The sequence below is a fragment of the Tateyamaria sp. genome (genome assembly GCF_039940735.1).
Lineage (GTDB): Bacteria > Pseudomonadota > Alphaproteobacteria > Rhodobacterales > Rhodobacteraceae > Tateyamaria.
In genome coordinates, this window is record NZ_JBDVGB010000059.1 from 1 (window position 1) to 15371 (window position 15371).

Genomic DNA, 15371 nt, shown 5'->3' on the forward strand with positions numbered 1-15371 from the left:
CAAGCCCGTATTTGATTTCACCCAAGTAAGGTGTGGGCACGCCGGCCACCAACGCCCAATAAATTTTGCGCGTTTCGCGATGGCGCATCGCCGCCGTCAAAGCCTTGGCCGCCAGCCGTGTGCGGGCCAACAGCAAAACGCCCGACGTGTCTTTGTCCAGCCGGTGCACAAGGCGCGGGCGATCCTCAAAGCCGAACATCAACGCCTCGCCCATCCCGTCCACATGACGGTTCTGACCCGAACCGCCTTGGGTTGGCAGGCCTGCCGGCTTGTTGATCGCAATCACATGGTCATCGCGGTAAATCACGCAAGATTGGATCATCTTGGTGTCCGCCTCAGACACGCCTGTGCGCACAACGGCAGGCGCGCGGGTGTCAGGAATGGGCGGAACGCGCACATTCTGCCCCTCTTCGACACGGGAATTAGATTTGACGCGCCCACCATCCACACGGCATTCGCCCTTGCGGCACATCTTTTCCACCATGCCCTGCGACAATTGCGGAAAACGGCGTTTCAGGAAACGATCTAGGCGTTGATCGCCTTCGTCCTCGGTCACTGTGATGGTCTGAACGCCACTCATGCAAAAACTCCTCGGGCCATGAACAGGCCCAGTGCCAACGCGCCAACTGACAGGCCGACCGATAGCAAAATGTACAGTCCTGCCTGCCCCACATCACCGCGTTCGATCAGGGTCATGGTTTCAAGGCTAAAGGACGAAAAGGTGGTGAACCCACCAAGGATACCCGTCATCACCAGTGGGCTCAGATGGGTCAAACCGCGTTCTGCTGCCACCACCACAAACACCCCCATCAGGAATGAACCGATGATGTTGACGGCGATAACGCCCAGCGGAAACGCGGTCACACCAAACAGGCGCAACACGGCCACACCGGTCAAATAGCGCAACGATGCGCCAATTGCCCCGCCAAGGGCCACAAGAGAAAGCGAAGATAACATGCGCGGTCTGTCGTCCCTTCCCCGGTCAGAGTCAAGGTTACCCGCGGATACGCCGGTTTAGGTGTCGCGTTTGGCGCGCAGCTTGGCGAAATAGTCGATGCGCTTTTTCAAATCCCGTTCGAACCCGCGTTCCACCGGCTGATAAAGGTCCGGCCGCGCCATCCCATCGGGAAAGTAGTTTTGCCCAGAAAACCCGTCTTCGGCATCATGATCATAGGCATAATTGTCGCCGTAACCCTGATCCTTCATCAACGATGTTGGCGCGTTCAAAATATGTTTGGGCGGCGGGTGCGATCCGGTTTGCTTGGCCGCCTTACGCGCGCCTTTATAAGCAACATAAGTGGCGTTCGATTTAGGCGCGAGGGCAAGGTAAACCAGCGCTTGGGCCAAGGCCAATTCCCCCTCGGGACTGCCAAGGCGTTCAAAGGTTTCCCAAGATTGCAGGCAAATCGATTGCGCTTGCGGGTCGGCAAGGCCGATGTCTTCGACCGCCATACGCGTGATCCGGCGCGCAAGGTAACGCGGGTCTTCGCCGCCTTCTAGCATGCGTGCAAACCAATACAGTGCGGCATCCGGATCAGACCCACGCACCGATTTATGCAAGGCCGAGATCAGATTGTAATGCGCATCGCCCGATTTGTCGTATTGCGCGGCGCGGCGCATCAAACGGGCGGCCAAGGTCGTTTGATCCAAAGGCGCATCAAGCTTCCATGCCGTGATCTGTTCGATCAAGTTCAACAATGCCCGACCGTCACCATCGGCCATTTCCAACAAAGCGGACCGCGCGGGCGGTTCAAGGGGCAAGGGCATGCCAAGATCCTGTTCGGCCCGTTGCGCCATCAATTCCAGATCGGCCACATCCAACCGTTCCAGCACCAACACCTGCGCGCGCGACAACACAGCGGCGTTCAGTTCAAAACTAGGGTTTTCGGTTGTGGCACCGACCAACAAGATCGTGCCGTCTTCCATATGCGGCAGGAATCCGTCTTGTTGTGCTTTGTTAAAACGGTGGATTTCATCGACGAACAGCAACGTGCCCTGCCCATTTTGGCGGCGAATGCGGGCTGCTTCAAACACTTTTTTAAGGTCAGGCACGCCGGTGAAGATTGCGCTGATCTGCACAAAATGCAGGTCCGTTTCATAGGCCAACAGGCGCGCAATCGTCGTCTTGCCGACACCCGGTGGCCCCCAAAATACCAGTGACCCCAAAGCACCAGCTTGCAACATGACAGTTAGCGGCGCGTCTGGGCCAAGCACTTGCCGCTGGCCAATCACCTCGGATAATTTTTGCGGACGCAACCGGTCCGCCAACGGGCGGTGGCCCGTTTCGGCAGGCGGCTCAGAGGCGAAAAGATCGGCCATTTAAAAGCGCAACGTAACGCGCGCACCGCTTCGTAAAGCCTGTACACGGGTGCCACGGCGGGCCTCGCGCAAGGCATCTGCTGCGTCGTTCGGAGTGGCGATCGCGCGTCGATCAATCACTTGCAGGATGTCCCCAACCCGTAAGCCCACACGCGCACCTAAACGACCAAGATCAGTGATCACAACGCCCTCGGCCTCAAGCGGCAGGCGCATTTCAGCAATAACCGCCGGGTTGATCCGCGAAAAGGCAAGCCCCGGCAAACTCGCATCCTTGGGCAAAGTCATTGCGTCGCGAGCCGGAACTTCAGGCGGGGCACGCATGGCGACTGTCACATCCGACAACGTACCATCACGCAAACGCGTCATCACGACGGTGCCTTTTGTATGGGCCAACCCCATGTGAAACAGCATTTCGCCCGGGCTGTGCACTTCGGCACCATCCACCGAAAGCACAACATCCCCAACGGAAAAACCGGCTTCGCTCAATGGGCTGGCTGGGTGCAATCCAGCAATAATGATGCCGCCGGGGCGATCCAAATCCAGCATCTCTGCCATATCAGCATCGACAACCTGTCCTGTCGCACCCGCCCATGGGCGCATGAATCGATCATTTCCAGCCGCAGCTTGGGCCACAAAGGCCGCGACTAGATCCGAAGGAATAGCGAAGCCAATACCGTTGGAGCCGCCAGAGCGGCTGAGGATGCGGGTGTTTACGCCAATCAGACGGCCCATCATATCAACGAGCGCACCGCCCGAATTGCCCGGATTGATCGGTGCATCAGTTTGAATAAAATATCCCAAGCCGCCACCATTTGACGCACCGGACCGCGCAAGGCCAGATACGATGCCCGACGATACCGTTTGCCCTACGCCAAAGGGGTTGCCGATGGCCAAGACCAACTCGCCCACTTCGACTGACCCACTGTCGCGCAATGGTAAGAACGGCAGGCCATCGATGCCTTCAAGTTGCAGAATTGCGAGATCACTTTCCGCGTCCCCCAAAAGCACGCGCGCATCATATTCACGACGGTCATTGAGAACCACACGAATGTCTGTGGCTTGGCCTACCACGTGATAGTTCGACACCACGATCCCGTCGTCCGACAGGATCACACCCGAACCAAGTGAATTTTGCACGCGCGGCTGTGGTTGCGAGAACCCTTCGAAAAACCGCTCAAAGAACGGGTCGTTCATGAAAGGGGTACGCTGCCTCGTCTCCGTGACGACCTTGGCATAGATATTGACGACAGCTGGTGCTGTTTCGCGCACGAGGGGGGCGAAACTCAGCGAAATCTCGGCCCGGTTTTCGGGCAATCGCGTCTGCGCACCAGCCAAAAGCGGCGTGACGCAAAAAAGAAGGGCTATAAGGTGCTTCATTGTTCTAAAAATATGCAAATGACTGAACGGGAATGCAAGCAGGACGCCGCTTGAAATGATACGCCCAAAAAGAAAAACCCTCGCCAAGGCGAGGGTTTCCAATACCACGGTAAGGGCCCCGTGTTTATTCAGCAGCGTCTTCGGCAGCAACGCGGGCCTTGTCAGCGGCACCTTTGGCGTCGCGGTCGCGGTCGACAAATTCGATGATCGCCATGGGCGCCATATCGCCATAGCGGAAACCCGCCTTTAGGACGCGGACATAACCACCCGAACGTTCGGCATAGCGTGGGCCGAGGATGTCAAAGAGTTTGGCGACGTATTGCTCTTCTTTCAGTTTAGAAGACGCCTGACGACGGGCGTGCAAATCACCGCGTTTGGCCAGTGTGATCAGCTTTTCGATGATCGGGCGCAGTTCCTTGGCCTTGGGCAAGGTTGTTTTGATTTGCTCATGTTCAATAAGCGAGCCTGCCATGTTCGAGAACAACGCTTTGCGGTGTTCATGAGTACGGTTTAGGCGGCGGTATCCACGTGCGTGACGCATTTTCTAGTCTCCTTAGAGTGCCCTCTACGGGCTGTTTTACTTTGTCTGGCCCACGATGCGTGTCTTGGGCTCTCCTTGGGGCTTTTGCCCGAGGCGCACCACAGGTGCGCCTTATTTAGGTAAGGCGGAGGTGTCCTCCGCCCTGCCTGATCTCTTAAAAGTTGTCTTCGAACTTCTTCGCAAGATCTTCGATGTTGTCCGGCGGCCAGTCCTCGACGTCCATGCCAAGATGCAAGCCCATACCCGACAGTACTTCTTTGATCTCGTTCAAAGACTTGCGGCCAAAGTTTGGCGTACGCAGCATTTCGGCTTCGGTCTTTTGGATCAGATCGCCAATATACACGATATTGTCGTTCTTGAGGCAGTTTGCCGAACGAACAGACAGTTCCAACTCGTCCACTTTCTTGAGCAGAAGTGGGTTAAATTCGAGACCATCATCATCGTCTTGGCGGTTCGCCGACTCGGGTTCGTCGAAGTTGACGAAGATACCCAATTGATCTTGCAGAATGCGCGCAGCAAAGGCCACAGCATCATCCGGCGTGATCGAACCATCGGTTTCGACCTTCATCGTCAGCTTGTCATAATCCAGCACCTGGCCCTCGCGGGTAGGCTGCACGTCATAGCTGACCTTTTTGACCGGCGAATAAATCGCATCGATTGGGATCAAACCGATTGGCGCGTCTTCTGGCTTGTTCTTTTCAGCAGACACATAGCCTTTACCAGTGTTCACAGTCAGTTCCATGAATACATCGGCACCATCATCAAGGTGACAGATCACCAGATCACGGTTCAAAATCTCGATACCCGCGCTTTCGGAAATATCACCCGCAGTCACAACGCCTGGGCCTTTGGCCGAAATCGACAGACGCTTGGGTCCTTCGACTTCCATGCGAAGCGACACCTGCTTGAGGTTCAAGATCACATCAGTCACATCTTCGCGCACACCTGCGATGGACGAAAATTCGTGCAACACATTGTCGATCTGTACAGACGTGATCGCAGCACCCTGCAACGACGACATCAGAACGCGGCGCAGCGCGTTGCCAAGAGTCAAACCAAAACCGCGTTCCAGCGGTTCGGCAATCACAGTTGCCTGACGCGCAGGTTCATTGCCCGGCTTCACTTCAAGTTGTTGCGGCTTGATCAACTCAGCCCAATTCTTATGGATCATGCGTCCCTCCATTCTTGCCTGTTCCCCATGTCCTAAAGGAACAAGCGCCCGAGGTTTCAAAAAAGCGGTGCGGGGCCGCGTAAAAACACGTGGCCCCGTTAGAAATTCGTTAATCGCTTAGACGCGGCGGCGCTTGGGCGGACGACAACCATTGTGGGCCATCGGCGTCACGTCACGGATCGACGTGATGTTAAACCCAGCAGCGGCCAATGCGCGCAAAGCCGACTCACGACCCGAACCAGGGCCTTGAACTTCGACTTCCAGCGTCTTGACGCCGTGATCCTGCGCTTTTTTGCCCGCATCTTCTGCCGCCATCTGAGCCGCATAAGGTGTGGATTTCCGCGAGCCTTTGAAGCCCATCGTGCCAGCAGACGACCATGCGATCGCATTGCCCTGCACATCAGAAATCAGGATCTTGGTGTTGTTGAACGAAGAATTAACATGCGCAACGCCCGCTGCGATGTTCTTGGAGACCTTTTTCTTGGCCACCCGGCGAGTATCTCGTGCCATTGGTGCGTCTCCTTATTTCTTCTTGCCGGCAATGGCCTTAGCGGGGCCTTTGCGCGTGCGAGCGTTGGTGTGAGTGCGCTGACCGCGGACAGGCAGGTTGCGACGGTGGCGCAGGCCACGGTAGCAGCCAAGGTCCATCAGACGCTTGATGTTCATCTGCGTGTCACGACGCAGGTCACCTTCGACGGTATAGTTTTCGTCGATGTGTTCGCGAATCTTCAGAACTTCGGCGTCGCTGAGTTCGTTGATGCGGCGGGTTTGTTCGATGCCCACAGCTTCGCAGATTGCGCGCGCTGATGTGTTGCCGATGCCGGTGATGTAGGTCAGGGCGATTGGAACCCGTTTACCTGTGGGGATGTTGACCCCTGCAATACGTGCCACTTGGCGTATTCCTTTTCGTTGCGGACCCGTGATTCCAGGTCCTTTTTTCACAACATAAGGCCCGTGGTTTTCGCCCCCGGGCCTGCAGCTGATCAGGTGATCCAACGGGACGCGTTCCCGTCTTTGATTCTCGTTAGAGATGGCGTGGAATAGGCCTTGACATGGTGGCCGTCAAGCCTTCGATTTCTTGATCGCTTCAGACGCCTGAATCTTGGCATAGTCGGTGCGGTACTGGTTGAAGATTCCAACGAACAAAACCGCTCCGGACAGCAGGCCCAACCATCCACCCATCCGTTCTAGGATCACAATGATCAGGAACAGGGCGACAAGCGCGGAACTCCCGTGGAATGTCCGCAACCGTCTCAGTTTTCGACGTAAGGGCCAATGTTGTGGATAGTCTCGGCGCATCGGTTGTTCAGCCGTTTAGAACGGCTGCGATGTCTGCTTTCACCTGCTCCATGGAGCCAAGCCCATCCACACGCGAAAGCTGGCCTTTGGCATAGTAATACCCCAACAGCGGAGACGTCTTTTTGTAATACTCCATAAGCCGAACCTTCATCGACTCGGCATTGTCGTCGGCGCGAACCGGTTGGCCTGCGGCGGCTGCCTCGGCGGCGCGACCCACGATGCGATCGACCAAAACGTCATCGTCAACTTCCAGCTCGATCACAGCGTCTAGGCTCTCGCCTTTTTCTGCCAGCAGGTTGTTTAACGCGTCCGCCTGCGCCAGCGTGCGGGGAAAGCCATCAAAGATGAAGCCGTTGGATTTCACTGTCTCGATTTGCTCGCGGATCAGGCCTATGACGATCTCGTCGGTGACGAGCCCCCCGCGTGCCATGACATCCGCTACAACTTTGCCCATCTCAGAGCCAGAAGCCTTAGCCGCACGCAACATATCACCAGTCGACAACTGCACCATACTACGTTCTTCCACAAGAAAGCTCGCTTGCGTGCCTTTGCCCGCACCCGGCGGGCCCAGCAAAATAATATTCATAATGTCCCCCGCCTACGCGCCTTAACGGCGAATAGGACTACGTTTGCGGCGCCCTTTTGAGCCTTTTCCGCGCAATTGTGATTTTTCGATCAGCCCTTCGTATTGGTGGGCAAGCAAGTGACTTTGCACCTGCTGAATCGTATCCATCGTTACCGAAACAACAATCAACACAGACGTGCCACCAAAATAGAACGGAATGGCGAACTGACCGCGCAGGATCTCTGGCAGCAAACAAACCAGTGCCAGATAACCCGCACCAAGAACAAGAATGCGGTTCACCACATATTCCAGATACTCGGCTGTCTTTTTACCCGGACGAATACCCGGCACAAAACCATTTTGGCTTTTCAAGTTGTCGGCCACGTCGTCAGGTTTGAAGCTGACGTTGAACGTGTAAAAATAGGCAAAGAACACGATCATCGCGATAAAGAACAACAGGTACAACGGCTGACCGGGACCAAAGTTAGCCAAAAGCCAGCTCATGATCGGGCTGGTCGAATTGCCCGAGAACGTGCTGATTGTGATCGGCAGCAGCAGCAGCGACGAGGCAAAGATCGCAGGAATAACGCCCGCTGGGTTCACTTTGATCGGCAAGTTCGAAGACCCACCATCATAAACCTTCATGCCCACCTGACGACGGGGGTACTGAATATGGATCTTGCGCAAGGCGCGTTCCATAAACACCACGAACATGATCGTGACGATCACCATCACAAGTACCCCGATAATCACCGCAGGGCTGATCGCACCGGACCGGCCAGAGGCAAAGAACTGCGCAATGGCAGCGGGTACTTCAGCGATAATGCCAACAAAGATGATCAACGAGATACCGTTGCCGATGCCGCGTGCCGTGATTTGCTCACCCAACCACATCAGGAACATGGTGCCGCCGACCAGCGTAATCAGACACGCAACGCGGAAATAAAGACCGGGATCCGTAACCAAATCGCCCGATTCCAACGACACCGCCAGCCCATAGGCCTGCAAAGTAGCCAGAAACACAGTGCCGTAGCGAGTGTATTGGTTGATTTTCTTGCGCCCCTGCTCGCCCTCTTTCTTGAGTTGCTCAAGCTGAGGCACCATCGAGGTCAAAAGCTGCACGATAATCGAGGCCGAGATGTAGGGCATGATTCCAAGGGCAAAAATGCCCATGCGCCCAAGCGCACCACCGGTAAACATGGACACCATGCCACCAATGCCCTGACCGGCGTGTTCCATGAACTCGCGCAGCGCGCCGCCATCGATGCCGGGCACCGGGATGAAGGTGCCAAGGCGGTAAACGATCAGCAAACCAAGGGTAAACAAGATGCGGTTGCGCAAATCGGTGGCTTTACCAAGCGCGCTCCAGCTCGTGTTGGCGGCCATGTTCTCGACGGCAGATACCATGCGGGCGTTGTCCTTTGAACAAAACGCCGCGAACTGTGACCCCGACGGGGCTGTTTTCCAGCAAGCGGCGTTGGAAAAACTTGAAGCTCATATGTAAGCCGCGCGGACGCGGCTCACAAGGCGTGTTTCTGGCTTATTCAGCCGCTGCAGCTGCAACAGCAAGCTTGCCGCCTGCTTTTTCCACTGCTTCCACAGCGGTTTTGCTTGCGCCAGTCACTTGAATATCAACTTTGCTTGTGATCTCGCCTTTAGCCAGAACGCGGATACCGTCCAGCTTGCGACGCACCAGACCGGACGCAATCAGCGCATCTTCGGTGATGGCGGATTTGGCGTCGATCTTGCCTTCGTCGATGAATTTCTGGATCAGACCAAGGTTGATCACGGCGAATGCCTTGCGGTTTGGCTTGTTAAAGCCGCGCTTTGGCAGACGTTGGTACAAAGGCATTTGGCCGCCTTCGTAACCGTTGATGGCCACACCCGAACGGGATTTTTGACCTTTGATACCACGGCCACCCATTTTACCGGTGCCAGAGCCCGGACCACGGCCAACGCGTTTGCGTGGTTTAGTGGCGCCTGGGTTGTCGCGCAGTTCATTCAGTTTCATGTCGCTTCTCCTTAGCCGGAAGCACCCCCGAAGCGGAATGGGTGAACGCGGCGTTTCTTGGTTTTGATTCGAGGTGCTGATGCACCACTGGGCGCGTATAGACGCGTGCGTTGTGTCGATCAAGTGGTAAGTCAGGCCCTAATCCACGGGCGGATTTGACCATTGCGTTGCAGCGAATGGGGTCGTGATCGCACGCTCAACCATCTCAAGACGATCTTGGCCATAAAAGCATTCGCCGTTTAGCACATAAGTGGGCGACCCAAAGACATCTGCAGCCAATGCTTCTTTGGCGCTGTTCTGGTATTGCTCCTTCACTGAAGCAGATTGCGCTGCATCCAACAATTTGATGGAATCATGGCCCAAGCTTCGCGCAAGAACGGCAAGCGCTGTCGCATCCGATAAATCCAGATCATCGCACCAATGAGCTTGCAAAAGCGCGTGGGCCATCTGGTCCACCTGCGTGCCGTGATCCCCGAGAGCAAGGATCATACCACTGGCCAACGTGTAATCCGCATCATGATGCGTTGGGCGCGCGGACATCACGGGAACATTTCGCATTGCGGCCCAACGTTCGATCTCTCGACCAAAGAAATAATCCACATGGGCCTGCGTGCGCGCGCGAAACGGCAGGCTTCCTTGGGCTTCGACCACCGGGGACAATGGAATTGGGCGGTGTACAAGCGTTAAGCCGTGGGTTGCACACATCTCCATCACGCGGCTCGAGCCAAGATAGGCAAACGCTGAATGCACAGAATAGTAATAGGTAATTTCACTCATAATTTCACGCTACGGCCCGGATCAATGTTGGGCAAGGGTATGGAATTCCACACTCGCGCACATCCCCCGCTTAAGACTAACGTTTAAACATTGAACGACTAAGCCCACACATTTCGTCGGCTCATACCAGTCTATTTAACGATCGCCTTTTTGGGCATTTTCTTCGGATTGACGGATTTGCTTGAAAATTTTTCAAGGCACAGACACTTTGCGTGTATTTGGGTTAATTTCAGCCCGGCTGAGGGTCTGTGCCTTTTTCCAAATATTTACGAGACACGGTCGCCGGGCGCACCAAGCCGCAGCGTGCGTCGTGGTTAATATGGTCTGTTCTGGGTAGTATAGCATTCGGATCCCAAACCTTTGAAGGAGCCACCGAATCCCTTTGGTTCGTGGACATTCAAGTTGGGAGCTACCATCCTGACCTTTGCTCTGTCGCTGTTCGAAGGTCAGGACGCCCTTTGCAGCCAGCAAGACGTGTTCATCTTGATCACGGCCGCGTTCGGGTTGGTCCTGTGGGCATTGGCAGACACAGCGATTTACGCGCTCGTGCACACTAACTCGATTTCCCTGCTTGGAGGGTCGATGACTGTGCTCAAGGCCTATCATAATCCAGACACAGAGACATTTTCGAATTGGATGTTGTGCTGCCTCGTGTCGTGGTTTGCGATCCTGTTGGTGAGTGAAGTAAACTGGATCTTGCTGGCGTATCCGATGTATTTGTTCACGCTATACCGCGCCATCGTTGTTGCGAACATGTTAGGGCGGAAGGTGCACCGCGTTCCCGAAAAGATCCCAGCAGAGTAGTTCCACCTAAACAGAAAAAACCGCCGCGCGAAGTGTTCGCGCGGCGGTTTCTATTTGGTCCGTAAGGCAGGGTTCACCCCGCCCCCGTTTTAACCTTTTTCTTCGATGATCTCGACCATGTGCGAGATCGAATTCACCATGCCGCGCACGGAAGGTGTGTCTTCCAGCTCGCGGGTTTTGTGCATTTTGTTCAGGCCAAGCCCAACGAGTGTCGCACGCTGTTTTGCGGGGCGACGGATGGGGGAGCCGATTTGTTTGACGACAATTGTTTTTGCCATGGGTCTCAGGCCTCCTCGGTTGCCGCTTCGGCGGCAGGTGCTTCATCACGCTTGGGCAGGATGTCGGCGACTTTCTTGCCGCGACGCTGCGCCACACCACGGGGCGACTGCTCTTTGCGCAGGCCGTCCATGGTGGCACGGATCATGTTGTATGGATTTTGCGAACCGATGGACTTGGACACAACGTCCTTAACGCCCAGCATTTCGAAAACGGCACGCATTGGACCACCAGCGATGATACCAGTACCTTCAGGCGCTGTGCGCATGACGACTTTACCGGCGCCGTGGCGACCTTCCATGTCGTGGTGCAATGTGCGGCCTTCGCGCAGTTGTACGCGGATCATCTGGCGCTTGGCTTGCTCAGTGGCTTTGCGAATGGCCTCAGGGACCTCTTTCGCTTTACCTTTACCGAAACCAACGCGGCCTTTTTGGTCACCAACCACTACAAGAGCAGCGAAACCAAAGCGCTTACCACCCTTAACGGTTTTCGAAACCCGGTTGATCGCGACCAAGCGGTCGGAAAATTCGGGGTTTTCATCGCGATCGCGGCGTTGGCCGCGGCGGTTATTGTCACGTTCTGCCATGAGAACATCCTTTTATCAGGTGGCTTGCGCCAATTATGTCGATCCAAGTGAGCAAAGCCCCCGGATCATCGGAGGGGCGTTGCCGCCCCTCGCATGTCTTTAGATCTTCAAGCCACCTTCACGGGCGGCGTCGGCAACTGCCTTGACCTTACCGTGAAAGAGGAAACCGCCGCGGTCGAAATACGCCTCGGTCACGCCTGCTTTTTTGGCGCGTTCCGCGATCGCAACACCCACCTTGGTGGCTGCTTCAACGTTGTTTTTGCCCACAACGCCCAGATCCTTTTCAAGGGTCGAGGCAGCGGCCAAAGTCACGCCATTCACATCGTCGATCAACTGAACACTGATGTTCTTGTTGGAACGGTGCACGCTAAGGCGAGGACGCCCAGCGTTGACGCGGCGAAGTTTGTTCCGGACGCGCATACGGCGCTTGAGGAACAGCTGTCGTTTTGTGTTTGCCATGTTCCTGGTCCTTTACTTCTTCTTGCCTTCCTTACGGAAGATAAATTCGCCTTTATAACGGATGCCTTTGCCTTTGTAGGGCTCGGGCTTACGCCAGTCGCGGATGTTTGCAGCCACTTGGCCGACCAATTGCTCGTCAATACCTTCGACGATAATTTCGGTCTGCTTGGGTGCCGTCACTGTCACACCGGCGGGCGGTGTGTAGTCGACGTCGTGGCTTAGGCCCAGGTTCAACTTAAGGCTGTTACCCTGCATGGTGGCACGATAACCAACACCCTGGATTTCCAGCTCTTTTTTGAACCCGGTTGTTACGCCAGTCACCAAGTTGGCAACCATTGTACGGCTCATGCCCCACTGCTGACGCGCGCGCTTGGATTTACCGCGCGGGATGATGGAGACAGCGTTGTCTTCCACCGACAGTGTCACATCGTCGGTTGCTTTGAACGAACGTGTGCCCTTGGGACCTTTGACTTCGATCACCTGACCAGAGACGGATGCAGTCACACCCGATGGCAGATCGACCGGTTTTTTACCAATACGAGACATCTGCTTCTCCTTAGAAGATCGTGCAAAGCACTTCGCCGCCAACATTGGCTGCGCGCGCATTTGCGTCCGACATCACACCTTTAGAGGTGGAGACAATCGACACACCCAAGCCCTGACGGACCTGCGGGATGTCATTGACGGCCATGTAAACGCGACGACCGGGTTTAGAAACCCGCTTCAGTTCGCGAATAACAGGTTCGCCTTCATAATACTTGAGGCTGATCTCGATAGCCGGGTGGCCATCTTCACCAGTGGTTGCTTCGAAGCCACGGATGTAACCTTCGTCCGCCAACACTTCCAAAACGCGTACACGCAGTTTCGACGCAGGCGTCAGAACTACGGATTTACCGCGCATTTGGCTGTTGCGGATGCGGGTGAGCATATCTGCGATAGGATCGGTCATACTATTCTCTCCCTTACCAGCTTGACTTAACCATGCCGGGGATTTGCCCGGCAGAGCCGAGATCCCGCAGCGCGATCCGGCTGATTTTCAGCTTGCGATAGTACGCATGCGGACGGCCGGTCAGTTGGCAACGATTGTGAAGACGCACGGCAGAGCTGTTGCGTGGCAATTTGGCCAGCTTGAGCGATGCACGGAAACGATCTTCCATCGGTTTGGTTTCGTCGCTGATGATTGCTTTAAGCTCGGCACGCTTGGCCGCGTACTTTTTCACCAGCTTTTCGCGCTTCACTTCACGCGCGATCATGGATTTCTTAGCCATATCTTGTCTCTCCCGCGCTTACGAATTGAAGGGCATGTTGAAATGCTTCAGCAAGGCTTTTGCTTCGGCATCTGTGTGGGCTGTGGTCGCGATCACAATGTCCATTCCCCAGTTTTCGTCGACTTTATCAAAGTCGATTTCTGGGAAAACGATGTGCTCTTTGAGGCCCATGGCATAGTTGCCACGACCATCAAAGCTTTTGCCGGAAATGCCGCGGAAGTCGCGGATACGAGGCATTGCGATGGTGATCAAACGGTCAAGGAATTCGTACATCCGGTCGCCGCGCAGCGTGACCTTGGCACCCAGTGGCATTTCTTCACGTACGCGGAAACCAGCGATGGATTTCTTGGCGATGGTGGTCAATGCCTTCTGACCTGCGATCGTTGTCAGGTCTTGCTGAGCCGACTTGGCTTTCTTGCTGTCACGGACAGCTTCAGCACCGCAGCCGATGTTCAGAACAATTTTGTCCAAACTTGGGATCTGCATGTCGTTCTTGTAACCGAACTCTTCTTTCATGGCCGGACGGATGGTGTCCTTGAACTCGGCCTTGAGGCGGGGGGTGTATTTTGCAGTGTCGAGCATCAGATCACGTCCCCTGTTGTCTTGGCAAAGCGCACTTTTTTGTCGCCGTCCATTTTAAAGCCCACGCGGGTTGCTTTGCCGTTGGCATCAAGCAGCGCGCAGTTGGACAAATCGACAGGCATCGCTTTGGGGATGCGGCCGCCTTGGCTTTCTTGGGTCTGGCGTGTGGCGCGGATCGAAATGTTGATCCCGTCAATCACAGCTTTGCCGGACTTAGGGTTAATCGAGGAAATCGTGCCCTCTTTGCCCTTGTCCTTGCCAGCAAGCATGACGACCTTGTCGCCCTTTTTAAGCTTAGCAGCCATCAGAGCACCTCCGGAGCAAGCGAGATAATCTTCATGAAGTTTTTGCCACGCAGTTCGCGAACAACTGGGCCAAAGATACGTGTACCTACGGGCTCGTTTGCGTTGTTCAGGATGACGGCGGCGTTGCGGTCGAAACGGATGGCTGTGCCATCGTCACGACGAACTTCTTTGGCGGTGCGTACGACGACGGCCTTACGGACGTCACCTTTCTTTACGCGACCACGTGGGATGGCTTCCTTGACCGACACGACGATAACGTCGCCGACGGATGCGTACTTACGCTTGGAACCACCCAGGACCTTGATGCACTGAACTCGGCGAGCGCCGGAGTTGTCAGCAACATCCAGGTTGGTTTGCATCTGGATCATTTGGTTTCTCCCGACCTGTAGGGGGCGATGCGTGCCTGATCCCTAGGGTTTCGATTAATGCAGATTGGTGTGGGGGCTTACGCCTCCAGCACCTCCCAGCGTTTTGTCTTCGACTTTGGTGCGCATTCAATGATGCGAACGGCGTCACCGACCTTGAAGGCATTCTTTTCATCGTGAGCCCGGTATTTTTTGGACTTACGGATGGTTTTCTTCAGAACCGGGTGCGTAAAGCGGCGCTCTACGGATACGGTGACTGTTTGGGCATTGGCATCGGATGTCACGGTGCCGGTCAAAATACGTTTGGGCATATCGTTCGTCCTTATTCCGCAGCCGCTTGGGCTTTTTCGTTCAAGATCGTCTTAACACGTGCAGCGTCGCGACGAACCGTACGCAAACGCGCAGGGTTTTCGATAGAACCGGTGGCCTGCTGGAAACGCAGGTTGAAGGCTTCTTTTTTCAGATTTGCGAGGTCATCGCGAAGCTGGTCGGGGGACTTATCCCGAAGTTCTTGGGCGTTCATGCGCCTATTCCTTTTCAACATCACTGGCGAGCCGCAAACGAGCGTGACCCGATTCTCCAGTGGAGTGGGGTGAAGTGCGCAGTATAGGAGGGACAGGACCCTATGGCAAGGTTAAACTTTGCGCGGCGTTCAGGTCCACCATC

General features: G+C 55.4%; 24 protein-coding genes. 1 reads left to right on the forward strand and 23 read right to left on the reverse strand.

From position 1 onward, the window contains the following. The 12 genes from ABJF76_RS12685 to ABJF76_RS12740 form a co-directional block, all read right to left on the reverse strand. Window positions 1-580: pseudouridine synthase (locus ABJF76_RS12685; RefSeq protein ID WP_413822585.1), on the reverse strand; the 580-nt coding region annotated here is incomplete at its 3' end. Then, entirely contained in the window at window positions 577-957 is a 381-nt protein-coding gene (crcB, locus tag ABJF76_RS12690) for a fluoride efflux transporter CrcB (RefSeq protein WP_413821751.1), read from the reverse strand. The genes ABJF76_RS12685 and crcB, both read right to left, overlap by 4 nt. A 57-nt stretch (window positions 958-1014) precedes the next feature. Then, window positions 1015-2319 carry a replication-associated recombination protein A gene (locus ABJF76_RS12695; RefSeq protein WP_413821750.1) on the reverse strand — a complete coding sequence of 435 codons (1305 nt, stop codon included), beginning with the start codon at window positions 2317-2319 and terminating at the stop codon, window positions 1015-1017. Further along, window positions 2320-3696 carry a trypsin-like peptidase domain-containing protein gene (locus ABJF76_RS12700; RefSeq protein WP_413821749.1) on the reverse strand — a complete coding sequence of 459 codons (1377 nt, stop codon included), beginning with the start codon at window positions 3694-3696 and terminating at the stop codon, window positions 2320-2322. A 124-nt stretch (window positions 3697-3820) separates the two neighbouring features. Next, window positions 3821-4237, reverse strand: a complete 417-nt coding sequence (gene rplQ, locus ABJF76_RS12705) for a 50S ribosomal protein L17 (protein WP_413821748.1) — start codon at window positions 4235-4237, stop codon at window positions 3821-3823. A gap of 154 nt (window positions 4238-4391) precedes the next feature. Continuing rightward, on the reverse strand, window positions 4392-5408 hold the full coding sequence (locus ABJF76_RS12710) for a DNA-directed RNA polymerase subunit alpha (RefSeq protein ID WP_413821747.1): 1017 nt from the start codon (window positions 5406-5408) through the stop codon (window positions 4392-4394). 117 nt (window positions 5409-5525) lie between these two features. Continuing rightward, a complete protein-coding gene (gene rpsK / locus ABJF76_RS12715; protein WP_413821746.1) occupies window positions 5526-5918 on the reverse strand; it encodes a 30S ribosomal protein S11 in 393 nt (130 codons plus the stop codon). Window positions 5919-5930: 12 nt separating this feature from the next. Continuing rightward, window positions 5931-6299, reverse strand: a complete 369-nt coding sequence (gene rpsM / locus ABJF76_RS12720) for a 30S ribosomal protein S13 (protein WP_413821745.1) — start codon at window positions 6297-6299, stop codon at window positions 5931-5933. Between the two features lie 415 nt (window positions 6300-6714). After that, on the reverse strand, window positions 6715-7293 hold the full coding sequence (locus ABJF76_RS12725; protein ID WP_413821744.1) for an adenylate kinase: 579 nt from the start codon (window positions 7291-7293) through the stop codon (window positions 6715-6717). Window positions 7294-7314: 21 nt separating this feature from the next. Beyond that, on the reverse strand, window positions 7315-8679 hold the full coding sequence (gene secY / locus ABJF76_RS12730) for a preprotein translocase subunit SecY (protein WP_413821743.1): 1365 nt from the start codon (window positions 8677-8679) through the stop codon (window positions 7315-7317). 133 nt (window positions 8680-8812) lie between these two features. Further along, complete coding sequence (gene rplO, locus ABJF76_RS12735; RefSeq protein WP_413821742.1) at window positions 8813-9283, reverse strand: 50S ribosomal protein L15; 471 nt, start codon at window positions 9281-9283, stop codon at window positions 8813-8815. 138 nt (window positions 9284-9421) lie between these two features. Further along, window positions 9422-10060: a 2-hydroxychromene-2-carboxylate isomerase gene (locus ABJF76_RS12740; protein ID WP_413821741.1), complete on the reverse strand. Its 639-nt coding sequence runs from the start codon at window positions 10058-10060 to the stop codon at window positions 9422-9424. A 402-nt stretch (window positions 10061-10462) separates the two neighbouring features. Between ABJF76_RS12740 and ABJF76_RS12745 the strand changes: the two genes are divergently transcribed. After that, window positions 10463-10864: a hypothetical protein gene (locus ABJF76_RS12745; RefSeq protein WP_413821740.1), complete on the forward strand. Its 402-nt coding sequence runs from the start codon at window positions 10463-10465 to the stop codon at window positions 10862-10864. An 89-nt stretch (window positions 10865-10953) separates the two neighbouring features. Here the strand turns inward: ABJF76_RS12745 and rpmD are convergent, their stop codons facing one another. The 11 genes from rpmD to rpmC all read right to left on the reverse strand — a co-directional run bounded on the left by rpmD (window position 10954) and on the right by rpmC (window position 15228). Beyond that, complete coding sequence (gene rpmD, locus ABJF76_RS12750; RefSeq protein ID WP_413821739.1) at window positions 10954-11142, reverse strand: 50S ribosomal protein L30; 189 nt, start codon at window positions 11140-11142, stop codon at window positions 10954-10956. A 5-nt stretch (window positions 11143-11147) separates the two neighbouring features. Then, a complete protein-coding gene (gene rpsE / locus ABJF76_RS12755; protein WP_413821738.1) occupies window positions 11148-11726 on the reverse strand; it encodes a 30S ribosomal protein S5 in 579 nt (192 codons plus the stop codon). Between the two features lie 99 nt (window positions 11727-11825). Beyond that, window positions 11826-12185, reverse strand: a complete 360-nt coding sequence (gene rplR, locus ABJF76_RS12760; RefSeq protein WP_413821737.1) for a 50S ribosomal protein L18 — start codon at window positions 12183-12185, stop codon at window positions 11826-11828. 12 nt (window positions 12186-12197) lie between these two features. Further along, window positions 12198-12731 (reverse strand): 50S ribosomal protein L6, encoded by a 534-nt coding sequence (gene rplF / locus ABJF76_RS12765; RefSeq protein ID WP_413821736.1) that lies wholly within the window; start codon window positions 12729-12731, stop codon window positions 12198-12200. Window positions 12732-12741: 10 nt separating this feature from the next. After that, window positions 12742-13134, reverse strand: a complete 393-nt coding sequence (gene rpsH, locus ABJF76_RS12770; protein ID WP_413821735.1) for a 30S ribosomal protein S8 — start codon at window positions 13132-13134, stop codon at window positions 12742-12744. A gap of 13 nt (window positions 13135-13147) precedes the next feature. Continuing rightward, complete coding sequence (rpsN, locus tag ABJF76_RS12775) at window positions 13148-13453, reverse strand: 30S ribosomal protein S14 (RefSeq protein WP_413821734.1); 306 nt, start codon at window positions 13451-13453, stop codon at window positions 13148-13150. A gap of 18 nt (window positions 13454-13471) precedes the next feature. Continuing rightward, window positions 13472-14035: a 50S ribosomal protein L5 gene (rplE, locus tag ABJF76_RS12780; RefSeq protein WP_413821733.1), complete on the reverse strand. Its 564-nt coding sequence runs from the start codon at window positions 14033-14035 to the stop codon at window positions 13472-13474. Next, complete coding sequence (rplX, locus tag ABJF76_RS12785) at window positions 14035-14340, reverse strand: 50S ribosomal protein L24 (protein WP_413821732.1); 306 nt, start codon at window positions 14338-14340, stop codon at window positions 14035-14037. Before rplX ends, rplE begins: the two co-directional genes overlap by 1 nt. Beyond that, window positions 14340-14708: a 50S ribosomal protein L14 gene (gene rplN, locus ABJF76_RS12790; protein WP_413821731.1), complete on the reverse strand. Its 369-nt coding sequence runs from the start codon at window positions 14706-14708 to the stop codon at window positions 14340-14342. Before rplN ends, rplX begins: the two co-directional genes overlap by 1 nt. Window positions 14709-14785: 77 nt before the next feature. Next, window positions 14786-15016: a 30S ribosomal protein S17 gene (gene rpsQ / locus ABJF76_RS12795; RefSeq protein ID WP_413821730.1), complete on the reverse strand. Its 231-nt coding sequence runs from the start codon at window positions 15014-15016 to the stop codon at window positions 14786-14788. Window positions 15017-15027: 11 nt separating this feature from the next. Next, window positions 15028-15228 (reverse strand): 50S ribosomal protein L29, encoded by a 201-nt coding sequence (rpmC, locus tag ABJF76_RS12800; RefSeq protein ID WP_413821729.1) that lies wholly within the window; start codon window positions 15226-15228, stop codon window positions 15028-15030. Window positions 15229-15371: the final 143 nt, after the last annotated feature.